General features: G+C 50.5%; 20 protein-coding genes, 1 other RNA gene and 1 pseudogene. 16 read left to right on the forward strand and 6 right to left on the reverse strand.

Annotation, left to right across the window (positions count from 1 at the left end; genetic code table 11):
• Window positions 1–448: 448 nt before the first annotated feature.
• The 5 genes from U8U01_RS14265 to U8U01_RS14285 all read left to right on the forward strand — a co-directional run bounded on the left by U8U01_RS14265 (window position 449) and on the right by U8U01_RS14285 (window position 4,286).
• The gene (locus U8U01_RS14265; protein WP_016304738.1) at window positions 449–862 is read left to right on the forward strand and encodes a cysteine-rich VLP domain-containing protein; all 414 of its coding nucleotides are present in this window, start codon (window positions 449–451) and stop codon (window positions 860–862) included.
• Window positions 863–973: 111 nt separating this feature from the next.
• Complete coding sequence (locus U8U01_RS14270) at window positions 974–1,369, forward strand: replication initiator protein A (protein WP_322175570.1); 396 nt, start codon at window positions 974–976, stop codon at window positions 1,367–1,369.
• A gap of 173 nt (window positions 1,370–1,542) precedes the next feature.
• On the forward strand, window positions 1,543–2,484 hold the full coding sequence (gene mobV / locus U8U01_RS14275) for a MobV family relaxase (protein WP_322175573.1): 942 nt from the start codon (window positions 1,543–1,545) through the stop codon (window positions 2,482–2,484).
• 4 nt (window positions 2,485–2,488) lie between these two features.
• Complete coding sequence (locus tag U8U01_RS14280) at window positions 2,489–2,680, forward strand: hypothetical protein (protein ID WP_430981912.1); 192 nt, start codon at window positions 2,489–2,491, stop codon at window positions 2,678–2,680.
• Between the two features lie 94 nt (window positions 2,681–2,774).
• Entirely contained in the window at window positions 2,775–4,286 is a 1,512-nt protein-coding gene (locus tag U8U01_RS14285; protein ID WP_322175579.1) for a recombinase family protein, read from the forward strand.
• Window positions 4,287–4,383: 97 nt separating this feature from the next.
• On the opposite strand, the gene U8U01_RS14290 is transcribed toward U8U01_RS14285, so the two are convergent.
• Window positions 4,384–4,764, reverse strand: coding sequence for a recombinase family protein (locus U8U01_RS14290; RefSeq protein ID WP_322175582.1), 381 nt, complete (start codon window positions 4,762–4,764; stop codon window positions 4,384–4,386).
• A 799-nt stretch (window positions 4,765–5,563) separates the two neighbouring features.
• Between U8U01_RS14290 and U8U01_RS17575 the strand changes: the two genes are divergently transcribed.
• Together U8U01_RS17575 and U8U01_RS14300 are read left to right on the forward strand one after the other, a co-directional pair.
• Window positions 5,564–5,878: a DUF5720 family protein gene (locus U8U01_RS17575; RefSeq protein ID WP_437124399.1), complete on the forward strand. Its 315-nt coding sequence runs from the start codon at window positions 5,564–5,566 to the stop codon at window positions 5,876–5,878.
• Between the two features lie 162 nt (window positions 5,879–6,040).
• Window positions 6,041–6,295, forward strand: a pseudogene (locus tag U8U01_RS14300) (helix-turn-helix domain-containing protein); the annotation flags it as partial.
• A gap of 127 nt (window positions 6,296–6,422) precedes the next feature.
• On the opposite strand, the gene U8U01_RS14305 reads toward U8U01_RS14300, so the two are convergent.
• The 5 genes from U8U01_RS14305 to U8U01_RS14325 all read right to left on the reverse strand — a co-directional run bounded on the left by U8U01_RS14305 (window position 6,423) and on the right by U8U01_RS14325 (window position 10,991).
• Window positions 6,423–7,172: an ABC transporter permease gene (locus U8U01_RS14305; RefSeq protein ID WP_322175587.1), complete on the reverse strand. Its 750-nt coding sequence runs from the start codon at window positions 7,170–7,172 to the stop codon at window positions 6,423–6,425.
• A gap of 51 nt (window positions 7,173–7,223) precedes the next feature.
• Window positions 7,224–7,418, reverse strand: a complete 195-nt coding sequence (locus tag U8U01_RS14310) for a hypothetical protein (RefSeq protein ID WP_322175589.1) — start codon at window positions 7,416–7,418, stop codon at window positions 7,224–7,226.
• A 679-nt stretch (window positions 7,419–8,097) separates the two neighbouring features.
• Complete coding sequence (locus U8U01_RS14315) at window positions 8,098–8,517, reverse strand: hypothetical protein (RefSeq protein WP_322175592.1); 420 nt, start codon at window positions 8,515–8,517, stop codon at window positions 8,098–8,100.
• A gap of 278 nt (window positions 8,518–8,795) precedes the next feature.
• Window positions 8,796–9,674, reverse strand: a complete 879-nt coding sequence (locus U8U01_RS14320) for a radical SAM protein (protein WP_322175595.1) — start codon at window positions 9,672–9,674, stop codon at window positions 8,796–8,798.
• A gap of 792 nt (window positions 9,675–10,466) precedes the next feature.
• On the reverse strand, window positions 10,467–10,991 hold the full coding sequence (locus U8U01_RS14325; protein ID WP_322175597.1) for a helix-turn-helix domain-containing protein: 525 nt from the start codon (window positions 10,989–10,991) through the stop codon (window positions 10,467–10,469).
• A 155-nt stretch (window positions 10,992–11,146) separates the two neighbouring features.
• On the opposite strand from U8U01_RS14325, the gene U8U01_RS14330 reads away from it, so the two are divergent.
• The 9 genes from U8U01_RS14330 to U8U01_RS14365 all read left to right on the forward strand — a co-directional run bounded on the left by U8U01_RS14330 (window position 11,147) and on the right by U8U01_RS14365 (window position 16,389).
• Window positions 11,147–11,365, forward strand: a complete 219-nt coding sequence (locus tag U8U01_RS14330) for a helix-turn-helix transcriptional regulator (RefSeq protein WP_322175599.1) — start codon at window positions 11,147–11,149, stop codon at window positions 11,363–11,365.
• Window positions 11,365–11,431: hammerhead ribozyme type II (locus tag U8U01_RS14335), an RNA gene on the forward strand. The genes U8U01_RS14330 and U8U01_RS14335 overlap by 1 nt, the downstream gene beginning before the upstream one ends.
• Window positions 11,432–11,644: 213 nt before the next feature.
• Window positions 11,645–13,399 carry a Mu transposase C-terminal domain-containing protein gene (locus U8U01_RS14340; RefSeq protein WP_322175602.1) on the forward strand — a complete coding sequence of 585 codons (1,755 nt, stop codon included), beginning with the start codon at window positions 11,645–11,647 and terminating at the stop codon, window positions 13,397–13,399.
• A complete protein-coding gene (locus tag U8U01_RS14345; protein ID WP_322175605.1) occupies window positions 13,392–14,351 on the forward strand; it encodes an AAA family ATPase in 960 nt (319 codons plus the stop codon). Before U8U01_RS14340 ends, U8U01_RS14345 begins: the two co-directional genes overlap by 8 nt.
• Window positions 14,352–14,361: 10 nt before the next feature.
• On the forward strand, window positions 14,362–14,682 hold the full coding sequence (locus U8U01_RS14350; RefSeq protein WP_322175608.1) for a hypothetical protein: 321 nt from the start codon (window positions 14,362–14,364) through the stop codon (window positions 14,680–14,682).
• A gap of 85 nt (window positions 14,683–14,767) precedes the next feature.
• Window positions 14,768–15,643: a phosphoadenosine phosphosulfate reductase family protein gene (locus U8U01_RS14355; protein WP_322175611.1), complete on the forward strand. Its 876-nt coding sequence runs from the start codon at window positions 14,768–14,770 to the stop codon at window positions 15,641–15,643.
• On the forward strand, window positions 15,633–15,827 hold the full coding sequence (locus tag U8U01_RS14360; RefSeq protein ID WP_322175614.1) for a hypothetical protein: 195 nt from the start codon (window positions 15,633–15,635) through the stop codon (window positions 15,825–15,827). Before U8U01_RS14355 ends, U8U01_RS14360 begins: the two co-directional genes overlap by 11 nt.
• A complete protein-coding gene (locus U8U01_RS17490; protein WP_367575627.1) occupies window positions 15,818–16,039 on the forward strand; it encodes a Lar family restriction alleviation protein in 222 nt (73 codons plus the stop codon). The genes U8U01_RS14360 and U8U01_RS17490 overlap by 10 nt, the downstream gene beginning before the upstream one ends.
• Window positions 16,012–16,389: an addiction module toxin RelE gene (locus tag U8U01_RS14365; protein ID WP_322175616.1), complete on the forward strand. Its 378-nt coding sequence runs from the start codon at window positions 16,012–16,014 to the stop codon at window positions 16,387–16,389. The genes U8U01_RS17490 and U8U01_RS14365 overlap by 28 nt, the downstream gene beginning before the upstream one ends.
• The last annotated feature ends 44 nt before the right edge of the window (window positions 16,390–16,433 follow it).

The raw sequence follows: 16,433 nt of genomic DNA on the forward strand, positions 1-16,433 counted from the left end.
CCCTGTATCAATCAGTACATAGCCGTTGTCAATAGGATATATCCAATTATTTACTATCCTGCTTCCTGCATTGAGCATAGATGTTCTCTCTTTTCATTTATTTTCATCGGCGTCAACTTTCAATTTACTGTTCTGTATTTTCCCATTATACCACAATTCCGAGAGCGTGGAAATAGCGAGTTTTCCGGGCTGATTTCCTACCTCTTGGATATACGGCACAGGCAATCAAAAAAGTATACACTTGAGATAGTTCATCGATGGACAAGCCTCTTGAAAACTAAATGACCGTCTGAAAAGGAATACCCCGGCTGGGGAAGTGTGCTGTGACCCCGCTTCTGGACACCGTGACCAGAGAGGGTGAGCGTACCAACGCCGGAACACGCCGCAGGAATGGGGCAGGAAGCCTTTTCGGGGAAAACGGCAGCAAGAAGAACAACGGAGGGAGTGCATGAAAGAAAGACCCTATCAACATTTGCCACCGCTGGAACACAGGCCGGACAGCTTCCCCTACCGCATGACCCCGGCGCAGAGGAAGCGGGCCAGCAGCCTGATCCGCCGGGAGTGCTGCAACTGTGGTGGTGGAAACTGCTTTGCGCTGGACGATGGCGACACCTGCACCTGTCCGCAGATGATTACATTCTCCGTTTGCTGCAAGTGGTTCCGCTGGGCGGTCTTGCCGCTGGATAGGACGCTGGAAGCGGAGATTTACCGTGACTGTGCTTTGAAACGCTGCTCGGTCTGCGGAAAGCCCTATGTGCCAAAATCCAACCGGGGCAAATACTGCCCGAACTGCGCCGCCAGAGTACACAGGCGGCAGAAAACAGAAAGTGAACGGAAAAGGAGGTCTGCTGTGGACAGTTAAGGCGGGGAAAAGCCTTGATTTGCAAGGCTCCGCAAGCCCAAAACCGGGGCGGGCGGTATGTTTTATCGCCCACCCCGGAAAACGGGCTTCTAACCGTCCACAAAACACGCTATGACAAACACGATTTACATTCACCAGCCGGAGAAAGTCATCAGCTTCACCCGGCTCCCCAATTTCCTTTTTGAAGCCCCATCATTCAAGCCCCTGTCCAACGAAGCGAAGGTGCTGTACGCCTTTATCCTGCGGCGGGCGGAGTTATCCTGGAAAAACGGGTGGGCGGACGAATATGGGCGGATTTACCTGTATTACCCCATCTGCGAGGTGGTCGCCCTGCTCCACTGTGGGCGGCAGAAGGCGGTGAATACCCTGCGGGAGTTGCAGTATGCGGGGCTGGTGGAAATACAGAAACAGGGCTGTGGAAAACCCAACCGCATTTACCCAAAATCCTATGAAGCGGTTCCAAACACCGACTTCAAGAAGTCCGGCTGCGGTACGCCGGAGGGATGAAAACCGTACCCTACAAGTACGAAAATCAATCCTCTTGGAGTACGGAAACCGGACGATATATAGAAATACAGAGATTAAAACCATCTATTTATATCGATTCCATTCCAATCCTATCAGAGATATTTTCGGCGGGAAAACCCGCCGGAAAGGAATGGAATGGGGAAAGGAGTTCAATGGCGCAACACGCAATTTTGCGATTTGAGAAACACAAGGGCAACCCGGCAAGACTGCTGGAAGCCCACCACGAACGGAAAAAGGAGCAGTACGCCAGCAACCCGGACATTGACACCAGCCGGAGCAAGTACAATTTCCATATCGTCAAGCCGGAGGGGCGCTACTACCATTTCATTCAGAGCCGCATTGAACAGTCTGGGTGCAGAACGAGGAAAGGCAGTACACGCTTTGTCGATACGCTGATAACCGCCAGCCCGGAGTTTTTCAAGAAGAAATCCCCGGAGGAAATACAGGCGTTTTTCAAAAGAGCGGCGGACTTCCTCATTGACCGGGTAGGCCGGGAAAATATCGTGTCGGCGATAGTACACATGGACGAGAAAACGCCCCACCTGCATTTGACCTTTGTTCCGCTGACGAAAGACAACCGCCTGTGCGCCAAAGAAATCATAGGCAACCGGGCCAATCTGACGAAATGGCAGGATGATTTTCACGCCTATATGGTGGAGAAGTACCCCAGCTTGGAGCGTGGGGAGAGCGCAAGCAAAACGGGAAGAAAGCATATCCCCACCCGGCTTTTCAAACAGGCGGTTTCCCTCTCCAAACAGGCGAGGGCGATTGAAGCCACGCTGGACGGTATCAATCCAATTAACGCCGGAAAGAAGAAAGAGGAAGCCCTCTCTATGCTCAAAAAGTGGTTTCCGCAGATGGAGAACTTCTCCGGGCAGTTGAAGAAATACAAGGTCACGATAAATGACCTCTTGGCAGAAAATGAAAAACTGGAGGCAAGGGCAAAGGCCAGCGAAAAGGACAAGATGAAAGGCGTTATGGAACGGGCAAAGCTGGAAAGCGAGTTACACAACATTCAACGGCTGGTTGACCGTATCCCGCCGGAAGTGCTGGCAGAGTTGAAGCGGCAACCGAACTATGGAAAGGAAAGGTGATTTTATAACGAATATCAGATACAAAAAGGAAACAGAAATCGTGACTTTTCAAGGAAAGGAAATCACGCTGGAAAATCTCTCCCCGGTATTTACACCGGAGCAGGAAGCGGCCAAACGCCGGGAACTGGAACAGCAGCTTTATGAGGTGTTCCGCAAGTACGCCGACAAGCGGCAGAAAGAGGAAGCCGGGGCGTAAGTTTTTCCAGCCACATCATTGATTTACGGGGCTGTTGGCGGTATAATAAGACTGTCAGCAGCTCCGTTTCTTTTTTAAGAAAAGGAGCGACAATATGAATAATCGGATAGACGCAATCAATGCAAGACAATCGGTAGACAAAAAGGACAGCATTTCCATTGAAAGCCAGATTGAGTTTTGCAAATACGAATTGAAAGGCGGTAGTTGCAGGGAATACACAGATAAAGGATACAGCGGCAAAAACACAGACCGCCCGAAATTTCAAGAGTTGGTGCGGGATATTAAAAAGGGCCTGATAGCAAAAGTCATTGTCTACAAACTTGACCGTATCAGCCGTTCCATTCTGGATTTCGCAACCATGATGGAGCTGTTCCAGCAGTACAATGTGGAGTTTGTTTCTTCCACGGAAAAGTTTGATACTTCAACCCCGATGGGCCGGGCCATGCTGAATATTTGTATCGTGTTCGCACAGTTGGAACGGGAAACGATACAAAAGCGGGTGACGGACGCTTACTATTCCCGCAGTCAGCGGGGCTTCAAGATGGGCGGGAAAGCCCCCTATGGCTTCCATACGGAGCCTATCAAGATGGACGGTATCAATACAAAGCGGCTGGTAGTGAAGCCGGAGGAAGCGGCAAATATCCGGCTGATGTTTGAAATGTACGCCGAGCCGACAACTTCCTATGGGGACATTACCCGGCACTTTGCGGAACAGGGCATTTTATTTAATGGCCGGGAACTGATACGCCCCACGCTGGCGCAGATGTTACGCAACCCCGTCTATGTGCAGGCGGACTTGGATGTGTACGAGTTTTTCAAGAGCCAGGGGACGGTGCTTGTCAATGACGTCGCCGACTTCACGGGCATGAACGGGTGTTATCTCTATCAAGGCCGGGATGTGAAGCCGGGCAAGGCCCAAAGCCTGAAAGACCAAATGCTGGTGCTTGCGCCCCATGAGGGGATTGTCCCCTCGGATATATGGCTGACCTGCCGCAAGAAACTGATGAACAACATGAAAATCCAGTCCGCCCGGAAAACCACCCATACATGGCTGGCGGGGAAAATCAAGTGCGGGAACTGCGGGTACGCCCTTATGAGTATCTTCAATCCCTCCGGCAGACAGTACCTCCGCTGTACGAAACGGCTGGACAACAAAAGCTGTCCCGGCTGTGGGAAAATCATCACGGCGGAACTGGAAGCGGTGGTGTATCGGCAGATGGTGAAAAAGCTGGACAGCTACAAGACACTGACGGGCAGGAAGAAAGCGGCAAAGGCCAATCCCAAAATCACCGCCCTGCAAGTGGAACTTGCCCATGTGGATAGCGAGATTGAAAAGTTGCTGGACAGTCTGACAGGCGCAAATAATGTGCTGCTCTCCTATGTGAATGTGAAGATAGCCGAACTGGACGGACGCAAGCAGGAACTTCTGGCGAAGATGGCGGAGTTGACCGTGGAAGCCATCAGCCCGGAACAGGTCAGCCAGATTTCCGGCTACCTCGACACTTGGAAGAACGTATCCTTTGACGACAAGCGGCGGGTAGTGGATTTGATGATTACCACCATTGCCGCCACAAGCGACAGCTTAAACATCACATGGAAAATCTGACGGGCATATCAGCGCCCGTCAGACCGTTACCTTGTGTAGTCCCTTGTAAACTGTACTTTGCATATGACTTAAAAATCTCCATTGAAAATAGCCATTCTTATTGCAACAACTTTGAATAGCTCAGGCTGGCTTGCTCGTTCCGTTCTTCAACATTCTCAATATTTCGATTGGGGTTTCGGCATCGGCCAGATTTTATTTCTTCTACTGCACAGTAGGTGGCATGGTCGATAATGCCAAACGTATATTTATAATTATTTAACAGCTTATTCGATATATCACGGCTCCACACTGCTTTCCCAGATGGAGAAAGGACTCCTCGCTTGCTCAAATGATCCTGGATTTTCTCTAAACTATTACCTGCCAGACAAAGAGCAAAAATTTCTTGTACGATTCCAGCCTCCTGTGGGACTATCTCTATTCTTTTGTTCTCATCGCGGCGAAAGCCATAGCACACCTTGCCAAAAATCTTTGATTCCAACAGGGACAACTTCATGTCAATTTTCCTTTCCTAACATTATAACGGATTCTTCGATTGCTTTCAAGCAAAACTTACAGATTAGTGGTATTCATTTCAAATGGTTCTCTTAATAAACTCACTTATTAGTGGCTTATAACAGTTTTTTTGCAAAAGAAAACACAAAAAGCATGGTATCATAGGTGATTCCACGCTTTTTGTTTCATTCAAAGAATTTTGGGATATAAAATGAGGAGACGGTGGGATTCGAACCCACGATACCGTAAGGTACAACTGATTTCGGGTGCTGTGCGCAAATCCGAACTTGAGGGATTTTATTAGAAATAAACGGAAGATAAGAGAACGCCGGAAAGCCAGTGTTAGCAAGGCTTTGATAAGGATGGTAGTAAAAAACCAATAAAATCAAAGGTTTGCGGACAGTAACAGACAGGGCTTTGGCTTAAAATTAAATACCAAACAGCAAAAGGGAGATTGTTTTCAGAACAGTATCCCTTTTCTGTTGCCTCCGTGACCTCACAGCAGGTACAGGAGATTATGCCATAGGTGAAAAATTCCTATGGCTTTTTTTGTACCCAAAATCAGAAAGGAGCCATCCATGAACCTAACCGAAAATGAAAAACGCCTTGCCTATCAGATTGAGAGCACCGACCAGATCGGCACTCTCCACGAGCTTGCCATGCTGAACCGCTATGCGACAAAGCCGGAAACCAAAGAGTCCTCTGAAAGCCTCCTGAAGAAACTCCGCACCCTCTCCGCTGATGAATGTATGGCGGTGGTAAATGACATCCAAAAGAATTATCGTCTGCCGGAGAAACCTCAGACCATTGGGGAAATGCTTGCGGAGGCCAGGCAGAAATCCGGCGCGGAAAGGCTGGCAGGCCATGACATTATGGCCCTGGAGCGTTTCGCCCCTGACACCAGGCACATGGTTATCTTTGATGTGCTTTCCCATGAGTCCCCTGTCGGCAATAAGGGAGAACGTATGCGGCTGTTCCTCACGGAGCAGGGCTATCAGAAATCCCTGGACAACCAGGACAAGGGCCATATCAAAATTAAGAGCCATGCAAAAGTCATGGGAGGCCACCTCTACTATGGCCGCAAGGACAGAGCCTTGTGAAAATGCCTCAAAAAAGGTGGAAAATCAGCTGTTTTCTTCCCCGTGTGCCGTTCTTCCATTGGCGGCAGGGTGTTTTATCCTCCCTCTCCGGCAGAACCCATACGAGAGGAAAAAACCGAAGAAAACGACACTTTTTGAAACTATGGAAAGGAGGTGCGGCACATGGCAGTTTTCCGCATAGAGAAAACCCGTGATTATACCGTGATGGCAAACCATCATCTGCGGAACACAAAACTCTCCCTGAAAGCAAAGGGCCTGTTATCCCTTATGCTCTCCCTCCCCGAAGATTGGGACTACACCACCAGGGGGCTTGCCAAAATCTGCAAGGACGGTGTGGACAGCATCTGCTCTGCGGTGAATGAGCTGGAGGAACACGGCTATGTTATCCGTGAGCGTATCCGTAACGCCAAAGGGAGATACCTCTGCCATCAAAACAGGACTTCTCAATATGGGCCGTGAAAAGGACCTGGCGGAGGAAACCGTCCCTCTGGTTGGGAAACTGGATGATTATGAAAAAGAGTATGGTATCCCGCTACTAGGATTGCTACACTATAACGGCTATTTCAACCGTATATTGCAGCAGGATATTTCTCGCCGGAATTGCTACGGTGACTGCTCCTATCATCTTCCGCAAGTATACTTGAAACTGTGCTGTTGCGGCATAACTGATCAGGCAGGATATCAACATAGCCAGTGCTAAAAGCAATATGGTTTCAATGATAAATTGTGCGAGAATTTGGCTTTTGTGGATTCCAATGGCTATCAGAATTCCTACCTCATGGGTACGCCCACGGATTCGCATAGCCAGTGTAAGGAGAAGTGCCGTGGTGCTGACCACAATAGTCGCAATTATCAGCGCTGTGGTAAGTCTACCTATAGTAGCAAGCTGCGCGGAGATGGCGTCATACTCTGCTGTGTTCGCTTGCAGAGCATAGGTATCCCTTTTGAGTTTACCCATGACCGTTTCTAACTTTGCGGGGTCAGCTACGAAGAAGTCCACCCATCCTATGCTGCCGACAAGCGTTTCAAGGTCTGTGAAAATTGTGTCATGATCGAACTCCATGCTGGGGCCGCTCTTATAGATACCGATAACTTTCACGGTTAGTGATGGCTCTGAAAATGACAGTTTATCACCCAAATGTAAGCTGTTTTCTTCTGCCAGTTCCCGACTAATGATCGAAACATTTTCATCTTTTTGAGTGATATGCCGTCCCTCGACCAGCGTCAGAATACCGCAGATAAAATTGGGATTCCATGCGGATTCTGTGTTCCCATAAACCGGGCCGGATGGCATATCGGATGGATAAATGAAACAGTTAGCTGTAGCACAAATGGTGTGCTGAGCCTAGTAAGCCTTGATTTCGGGATTACTTGCAATCTGTTGAACATCCTGCGGGAGGATTTCCGTAAACTCCATGGAATAACCTTTGCCGTCCGCGTCAATCTCTAATGGCTTTCCCCACAAGGTAAGGGATGCGCCCACGGTTTCCCGCAAGCTGTCGGCGGCGCTCTGCACTGTATCAAGCACGGCAAAACTCATGGTGCAAAAGAGCGTTATCAGCAGAAAAAGCAGGAATAAAGTCAGACTTTTTCTAGGTTTGCGTGTGTTGTAATAGGATGGCCCGTCTGAATACATTCAAAAAAAGATACCTCTAATCTTTTTTGTTGAAGGTATCATATCATGTCCGTATGGAACGATTATGGAGCAAATGTGGAGCTAATATGGAATTGACTCAGAAGTTAATTTCAAATGACACTCCTGTTATGCTTTCAGATGGGGTAAATCTAAAAGGAATGTCCAGAGATTGCAATATTGTTGCAACAAAGTATAACCCTAATCCATTCCCGCCAGTCGCGCGGTCGCGGCCATAGTCTTACCGATAGAATGGTTCAAAGATGTGGGCAAGATGTTCCAGCGGGATGGGCGCACACTCGTTTTCCACCATGATCCGCCGTTAGTGGCAGGAAATTATAATAGAACCGTTAGGCTTTGTGTAGGACACTGCGTTTGCCAGAATATTGGAAATAACTTTTTCAATCATCCTTCGCGGCAGGTGGATAACAGCCGGTTCAGTAAAATCAATTTCCAGGTTTATCCCTTTTGCGATAATTTGATATGGTTCCAAAATCGTGCGAACCGCGTCCTATAAAGAAAAATCTGTATATTCCTGATTTCCCGCAAATTCAGCCCTGGACGCGCCGAGAATCTCCTTAATCATCTATGCCAGCCGGTCGGCCAAATCCTTGCATTTGGAGAGATAGGTATCCCTATCTTTTTCAACTCTAAAGAAGTCTGCTCCGCCGTAGGATTCCTCTGCAAGCAAGATTTTTAGCCCATCTTCCGTAGAGTCGGCTCTGATGGTAAAATCAGCCTTGCCATCTAAACTTACAGGAGAGCTAGGTTCTGCTTTCAGCAAATCCACAGTAAATGAAAAATCATCATAACTAACGGCGGCGTTCGCACTCCATTTGGCAGCAAAGTCTATGACAAGGGTTACTCCCTTGTCAAGTGCAGACGATATGATTTTATCAGCCAGGGCAGTTGCATCTGTTTCGAAAGCTTTTTTCTGCTGGTAGTTATAGGCGCGCGGCATGAGAAAGTATACCAGCGCGTGGGACAGCAGTACAATGACCAGCATAAGTCCCTGCGTGTATAGGAAAGTTTTCGGGAATATATTCAATTTCTTCACTGGCTAACCTTAAGTTTGTACCCGATTCCCTTGACAGTTTTGATACAGTCCAAGTGCAGTTCGTTCCGCAGATTTTAGGTGTCCACCAGCCTGTCTAAGACTTCAGTGTTAACATCGCAATGTGGAGCCTGTATGAAATTTCTCGATTTTTACAAGGATTATAGCCGCAGGCGGGTAATAAATCAAGTGGCTAGATGTTAACAAAGGGATAAATACTTACTGATTTTTCAAAGCGACCGAAGCCTCTGCCGGTATCCCAGCATTTCATCTTCCTCCGTACCGTCGAGTACATCTTGCAATTCGCCAATCGCCTTTTCTCTCTCATATGGCAGACGTGCCGTAAAGGGAAAATAATTGGAAACGGAGTTTGCAAAGAGATGGGTGCGAATGTGCAAATTTTCAATCAGCGTTTGCAGTTCTTCGATGCGCTCTTTTTCATCTGCCGGTGTAAACTTACCCTGCTTTGCCAACTGGTACAGCTGCGTATCCGGAAAAAGCGTCAATGAATCTACCGAGATAAAATATGGGTTAAGCTGACTGAACACCTTTGCAGAATTGACAGCGTTGCGCCGCCCATTACCTTTCCCAGCCAGCCCGGTCATATAGGCAAAATAATACTCGATGCCAGCCTCGTCCAGCTTGCGGCACTGCTCCAAAATATCATCGGCGGTATAGCCTTTGTTTGCCAGCGCAAGGGTGGCCTCATCGCCGCTCTCCGTGCCGATACTCAGGCCATTGATACCCATGGCCCGGAGCTTTTTGAGTTGCCAGACTTCCTTGTTCTTGATGTCCCGGATACTTGCAAACATGGCGATGGACTGGCACTTTATGAGATACTCTCGGATGGTCAGGGCGCGCAGCTTGAGGTTCTCATAGCTCATAGCAAAGGGGTTCGCGCCAGTGAGAAATACCCGCCGGGCGTTGGGCTGATAGCTCTTAATTTCCGCTAAATCCTCCTCAAATTCATCCATGGGGGACATCCGAAACATCTCATCTTTATAGAGGTTGCAAAAGGTACACTTGTTGTGTGTGCAACCAGATGTCGCCTGCAAAATGACGGACTGCGATTCATACGGCGGCCGCCATGTTCTTCCTGTGAAATGCACAAAAATCCTCCCTTATAGGTGTCGAAGATTCCTGCGGTAATCACGCAACTTTTCCTCGCCTACCGTGTCAATGATTTTGTCGATTGCCGTAATCAGCGTGGCCCTATCCTCCGGCAGGCGACCGTGAAACTGGAACGCGTTAGAGGCCCCCAGTGTAAGTTTTCAAGAGACCTGCAAAACCCAGGACGGGCCTACTTTTCAACATGAAAAAATATGGAAAACTCCGGGAAACGGCTTAAATACTAGGTTTTTTCGCGTAAAACTGCTTGAATGGAAGTGAAAATTTTGCAATCTCGCAAAATGGGATTGCAAAATTTTTTTGCCCGTTTGCGGCCCCAAAGTGGCCTGTGCGGCGTAAAGCTGCCAACCGTTCAAATTTGCCCTTTAGGAGCGTTTAAGGACGCACAAGAAATCTTTTAAGAAACCGCACAAACCCAGCATTGGCGCGGTTTAAGCGGCTTTTAAGAAAATAACAGCAGCCCTTTAAGCGAACGCATACAAACGCCGCTTAAAGGGCTTGTTTTTTGCTTTTAAGCGAAATTAGCCCGTGCATTTTTTGCACGGGCTACAAAACTATGCACGGGCCTTGAAAACACTAGGTTTTCGGGCGCTTTTGTAATCGAGGCGTTTCCCCACATTGCACGGGCTACCCACGCTCGGGTTTTACAAAAGTTTCGTCCCTTAAAAAGCTCGGAAAGCACGACAAACTCCGTAAGAATCTTACGCATTTTGTCATTTCCTTACAAACCTAAGACAGCGCTCCATGGGTGTGGTAAGGTTATGCAAATGATACTATTTTTTGTATTGCGCCAGCTGCTGCAGTTCCTCGGCCCGCTTGTTTAATTCGGCGCGGCCTGCGGCATTTAGTTGAAAGACAGCGGCAAACGGCCCTGTAATTTCCTGGTAATCCATATTGATCGGCTTGTTCTGCTGCAGGAGATTTTTTGTAATAAGCTCAAGGGCCTGGGATAGTACGCTGGTAGCCAGGGCTTGCTCGTCCTGATTGCTTACGGTATAGGCATCCTTAAATTGTCCCATTCGGGCTATCACCCTATCCAGCTCGGCGTGTATTACGGGGATATTCTCCATAAAGGCATCCCGATCTACCCCACCCCGAAGAAATTCGCCGCTTACACCGAAATACTGCTCCAGCGCAGCCATCGCCTTAGAATTGGGTTCCCGGCGGCCATTCTCATAACCAACAATAGCACCATAGCTTACCCCTATTTCAGCAGCAAGCTGTCTTTGCGTTATTCCTTTCTCTAGCCTTAGCTCTTTAAGGCGGATAGCGAGGGTATTTTCTGGGTTTTTTTTCATTGTACTACAACCTTTCACTCTTTGATGTTTCCTAGTATATCACAAGTTGTACAAATGCAAAAGAAAAATTTGCGAAAAGGCTTGACTTTGTCAAACGTACAAGCTATAATAACACTGTAAGTTCGTCAAACGTACAAATACAAGGAGGGCAAAAAATGTTTGTAATCCCAAATGTTCCAGAAATCAAAAGACGGCGGGAGGAAATCGGGCTTTCACAGCACCAGCTTTCCTTGCAGTCAGATTTAAGCGGCTGTGCTATTAGCCGCATTGAAAGCGGTAGAACAAAGCGGATCAACCACCTGCGGGCCAGAGAGATAGCAAAAGTGCTGGACTGTAAGGTGGAGGACATTTTTACAGACGCAAGAAGTGCATAAGCCGAAACTGCCCCATGGGGCAGTCCGCAGGGGATGACCGCCCTGCGCTGACGATGGCAGGTCACGAAAGACGGTGAAAAAGTGGAAACCAGGCTCACGACCAAAGAAGTTGCCAAGTTGTACAACAAAAACGAAAGCACAATCCGGCGCTGGGCTGAAAGCGGTAAACTTGATGCAGAGTGCGTTTACAATGAGTTTAACTCACCTGCTTACCTGTTCGCAATTAGCGTTTTGGATAAGCCTATACAAGAAAAATACTTTGCCCAGGTAAAGGCCAGTTTGCCAAAGGCATCTATAGCCGCCAGCAAAAAGGATAAACCTTTTGACCATTACACGGATGACGAACGTCAAGAAATCATGTGGTGGGAAAAAACACTGAAAGAGTGGAAAACCTACCGCGACCGCTACCCAGGCAGCAAGGCCGAGGCCGATGATAAATTTATCGCCCTTTGTGCCAAAACAGACCCGGAAAATACCTTCTCGGTAGATACATTATACCGCAAGGAGCGCAATTTTCGCAAGCTGGGCCTGGACGGCCTGCTGGACAAGCGCGGCAAGGCCCGCAAGGGGAAAAGCAAAATCACCGAGGAAATGTGGCAGACTTTTTTGAGCTACTACCTGGACGAGGCCCAGCATCCCATCCAAAAGTGCTATGAGTACACCCGGATATACTTCCAGGACACGGCCCCCCAGGTGGTGGCAGATATCCCCGCCTATTCCACTTTCTGGCGCAGGATACAGAGGGACATCCCCGAGGCAGTGGAAGTGCTGGGCCGCCAGGGCCAGAAAGCTTTTCGCGACCGCTGCGCCCCGTATATCCGGCGTACATATGAGGCCATGGCCAGCAATGAGTGGTGGGTGGCAGACAACCACACCTTTGACGTTATCACCCAGGGCGAGAACGGCCAGCTCCATCGGCTGTACCTTACGGCTTTCTTTGACGCACGGTCGGGCTTCTATACCGGGTGGCACGTCACCACGGCCCCCAGCAGCCAGTCAACGCTCATCGCGCTGCGCAAGGGCATTTTGAAATACGGCATCCCGGAGAATATCTATGTGGACAATGGCCGCGAGTTTTTGACCCACGACATTGGCGGCCTGGGCCACCGGAAGAAAAAGCCCAAGGACGGCGAAGAGCGCTTTGAAGTGCCCCCGGTATTTGAGCGGCTGGGCATCAAGATGACAAATGCCATCGTAAAGAACGCCAAGGCGAAAATCATAGAGCGGCGCTTCCGGGATGTGAAAGACCAACTGTCCCGCCTGTTTGAGACCTACACGGGCGGCAACGTGGTGGAAAAGCCGGAAAAGCTCAAGGGTGTGCTGAAAAACGGGGAAATCCCCCTGGACGCTACTTTCATCGACACAGTGGATACCCTGCTGGACGGGTATTTTAACCAGCAGCCCTATGGCGGCGAGGTAGCCGCAGACCATGGCAAGCCCCGCCAGCAGGTCTACAATGAAAACCTGCACACCAAGAGGGTGGCCGGGGCCGAGGACTTGAACCTCATGCTCATGCGCAGCGCCAGGGTACAGAAGGTCACCCGGCGCGGGGTGCATCTGGACATCGCGGGCCAGCGGCTTGACTACTGGAGCGATGATTTTATCTTTAACTATATGGGCGAAAAGGTGTATTTCCGCTATGACCCCGATGATTTAAGCGCCGTGCGGGTGTATGACCTGGAGGATCGTTTCATCATGGAGGTGCCTGTGGATAATACAGCTGTACTCACCTACGGGGCCAGCAAGGAAGAAGTCAAGCAGGCCATGGGCAAGGTGCGGCGGCTGGAGCGCATTACCAAAGAGGCCCTGGAGGCCAGCACAGTACAGGCTTTCGGCAGGCGTACCGCCCTGGAATTGGTGTTGGAGCAGGCCCATGAAAACCAAACGGCCCGGATCATCCCGGAACCCCGGCCCAAAGTGCTGGAGTTGCAAAGGCCCAACGAGGAGCCGCTACTTAAGGCAGTGGGCGGGCCTGACCTGGATGTTATGAATAGAAACGCAATGAAACGAAATGGAGGCTTTGACAATGAGTAAGGTTTATAACAGCGCATTGCAGGCAAGGGTGGAGCAGTTTTTGCAGGACAGGCAGATCAGCCAGGCCAAGGCCGCGCCCCTTATGGGTATCAGCCAGACGGCCCTTTCCCAATACCGCCGCAGTATGTACGATAACGGCGATATTTCAGCCCTGGAAAGCAAGCTGGAGGAATTTTTCAAGGCCCAGGACGAACAAGACGCCAGCACCGAAAAGGCCCTGCCCTATAAGCCCATCCAGGACTATATCCCCACCTCCATTTCCGAGGACGTGTACAAGCTGATCCGCTATTGCCAGTTGGAAAAGGGCATGGTCATTATCCACGGGGATGCAGGCATCGGCAAGACCAAGGGCGCGGAAAAGTTTGTGAGGGACAACCCCACCAGCAGCGTGTACATACAGGCTACCCCCAGCATCGGCACCCTGGGCAACCTCTTGAAGATGCTGGCGCGGGCGCTGCGGGCGCCGGAAAGCCGCAGCAAGCTGGAGCTGGCCCTTTCCATCCGGGAGAAGCTGGAGGGCACCAACCGGGTAATCATCATTGACGAGGCCCAGCACCTGCAGCTGCGGGCGCTGGAGGAGATACGCACATGGACAGACCCCAACCCCATCACCGGGCAGCAGGGTGTGGGGATCGCGCTGATCGGCAACACCGAGACATACACCCGCATGGTGGGCAAGCAGGAGGCCCGGTTCGCGCAGCTGTTCTCCCGTATCCGCATGAACCGCTTTTATAGCACCCATAAGGTCACAGCCGAGGACGTAAAGGCCCTTTTCCCCAAACTGGCCGAGGAGGGCCAGAAAAAGGAGGCCGCTTTCCTGCATGGTATCTGTCAAAGCAAGTGGGGCGTCCGGGGCGCTGTGAATGTCTATAACAACGCCGTAAACAACGAGGATATTACCTATACAGGGCTTTACAACATGGCCCGCAATATGGGCATAGGCGTGGTATAAGGAGGGGCTTATGATTTTTAAGAGGGTTTTACCGCTGGTTTTGGCGGCGTTTGCAGGGCTTTTGAGCGGTATGTATATCCGGCTGGGCTTTGAGATTGTAAAGGGCCGACCGTTTTCTCCGGGCGGCGAGGCGCTGTTCCTCCCCCTGGTGGCGCTGCTGCTTTACCTGGGGTATAGCATAGGCAAGGCGGCGGCCACCCAGCGGGCCGCAGACGCCGCCTATAAGGCCGGATACCGGGACGGCTACCAGCAGGGGTGCATCGGCAGGCGCAGGGTGGAGGCCGGGCCTGCAGAGCCTGCCAGGGCCGCCAATGAATATATGGGGCTATAAGCCCCTCCTTAATGCAGCTACCCTTTGGGCAACGGTCGCAAGCCCGTGTAAATGCAGAGCGAGGAAAACGGAAAGGAGCGTGGAAATGGATCTGGAGCATATAGCCATATTACGCCTGCAGGAGGCGGCAAAGCTGAGTGCGTTCTACTATGACAAGCCCCTGCTGCTGACCTATTCTGGCGGTAAAGATAGCGAGGTTTGCTTGGAGCTTTGCAAGCGGGCCGGGGTGCCCTTTGAGGCCATACACAGCCTTACTACCGCAGATGCGCCGGAAACTATTTACCATGTGCGCAAGGTGTTCCGTAGGCTGGAACTGGAGGGCGTCAAGTGTGAAATACTGTACCCCCAATACAAGGGGCAGCCCACCTCCATGTGGGCGCTTATCCCCCAAAAACTCATGCCCCCGGTACGCACGGTGAGATACTGTTGCCAAGTTTTGAAAGAGGGGCACGGCAAAAACCGTTGCATGATACTTGGCATCCGCAAGGCAGAAAGCAAAAACCGATCTGATTCGGGTGTGGCAGAATTGTCTGGTAAAACTAAGATGGAAAAACAGATTTTTGACTTCGACAATGGCGACAAAAGGATAATTGCCCCATGCCAAATGAAAGCAAAAATCAAAATCCATCCCATTGTAGACTGGACAGACCGGGACGTATGGCAGTTTTTGACGGCTGCAAAAGCGGATATAAACCCCTGTTATGATATGGGATTTAACCGGGTGGGCTGTGTTGGCTGCCCGATGGCCGATAAACTCCGCTGGCGTGAATTTCAGAAATGGCCCAAGTTTGAAAACCTTTACCGCCGCGCCTTTGCCCGTATGTTAGAGGAACGCAAAGCACGGGGCAGACTCTGCCAGTGGAAAACTGCCGATGACGTTTTCCGCTGGTGGATGGATGACAAGAACTTGGACGGCCAGCTGGATATATTCGGCGGGGAGGTGGGCGCGGATGGTCTGTAATTGGCCCTATACCTGCAGCAGGTGCGGGAAAGCCGACAGGATACTGGAAACCGGGGAGCGGGCCTGCTGCACCTGCCGGTTTTGGGGATTAGACATCGACTCCCCCGTGTGCTGGAAGAAAATGCAGATCATGAACCCCTGCGAGGTATGCGGGGATTGGGAAAGGAGGCTGGCATGGAGCTAAAATCCTGCCCCTTTTGTGGGGGCGAAGCTTTTATAAACGATGATTGGGCGATTGGGCGGCTTTGCGCAGAACTTATATTTTTCGTCATCTGCACACGGTGCGGGTGCAGGACTGGCTTCTTTGAAAAGCCGTCCTATGCGGCAGCGGCCTGGAACCGCCGCAGCCCAGGAAAGGAGCTTGCAATATGGCACCCAAAAAGCAAAAACGCATGACCCAGCGGCAAAAGGCTGAAAGGGCGCAGGTCAAAAAGGAGCTGCAGGCGAAAGGAATACTCCCACCTGACAAGCCCCGGCTGAACCGCAAAAAGTTTGCCAAAGAGGTATGGGCAGAATATGAGGCCATGGAACCCATCCGGCGCGAGGTTTTCCTCCTTAAGGCTATCGGCTGCATGGTGGGGCCGGATATGCGGGAGGTCACCCCGGAGGAGGTGGGGGTGCTTAAACTGCTAAAGTTAGCGGTGGAAATGGACAAGTTTTCCCAACGGCTCAAGGCCGAGGGCCGGGACACCTACACCCTGGGGGAATTGTCCGAGGAGGTTATAACGCCTGTTTTGAAGCTATAGGGGCCTCGGCCCCGCCTTAATGCGGCTGCCCTTTGGGGCAACGG

Source organism: Acutalibacter caecimuris, from assembly GCF_034335085.1.
Classification (GTDB): Bacteria; Bacillota; Clostridia; order Oscillospirales; family Acutalibacteraceae; genus Acutalibacter; species Acutalibacter caecimuris.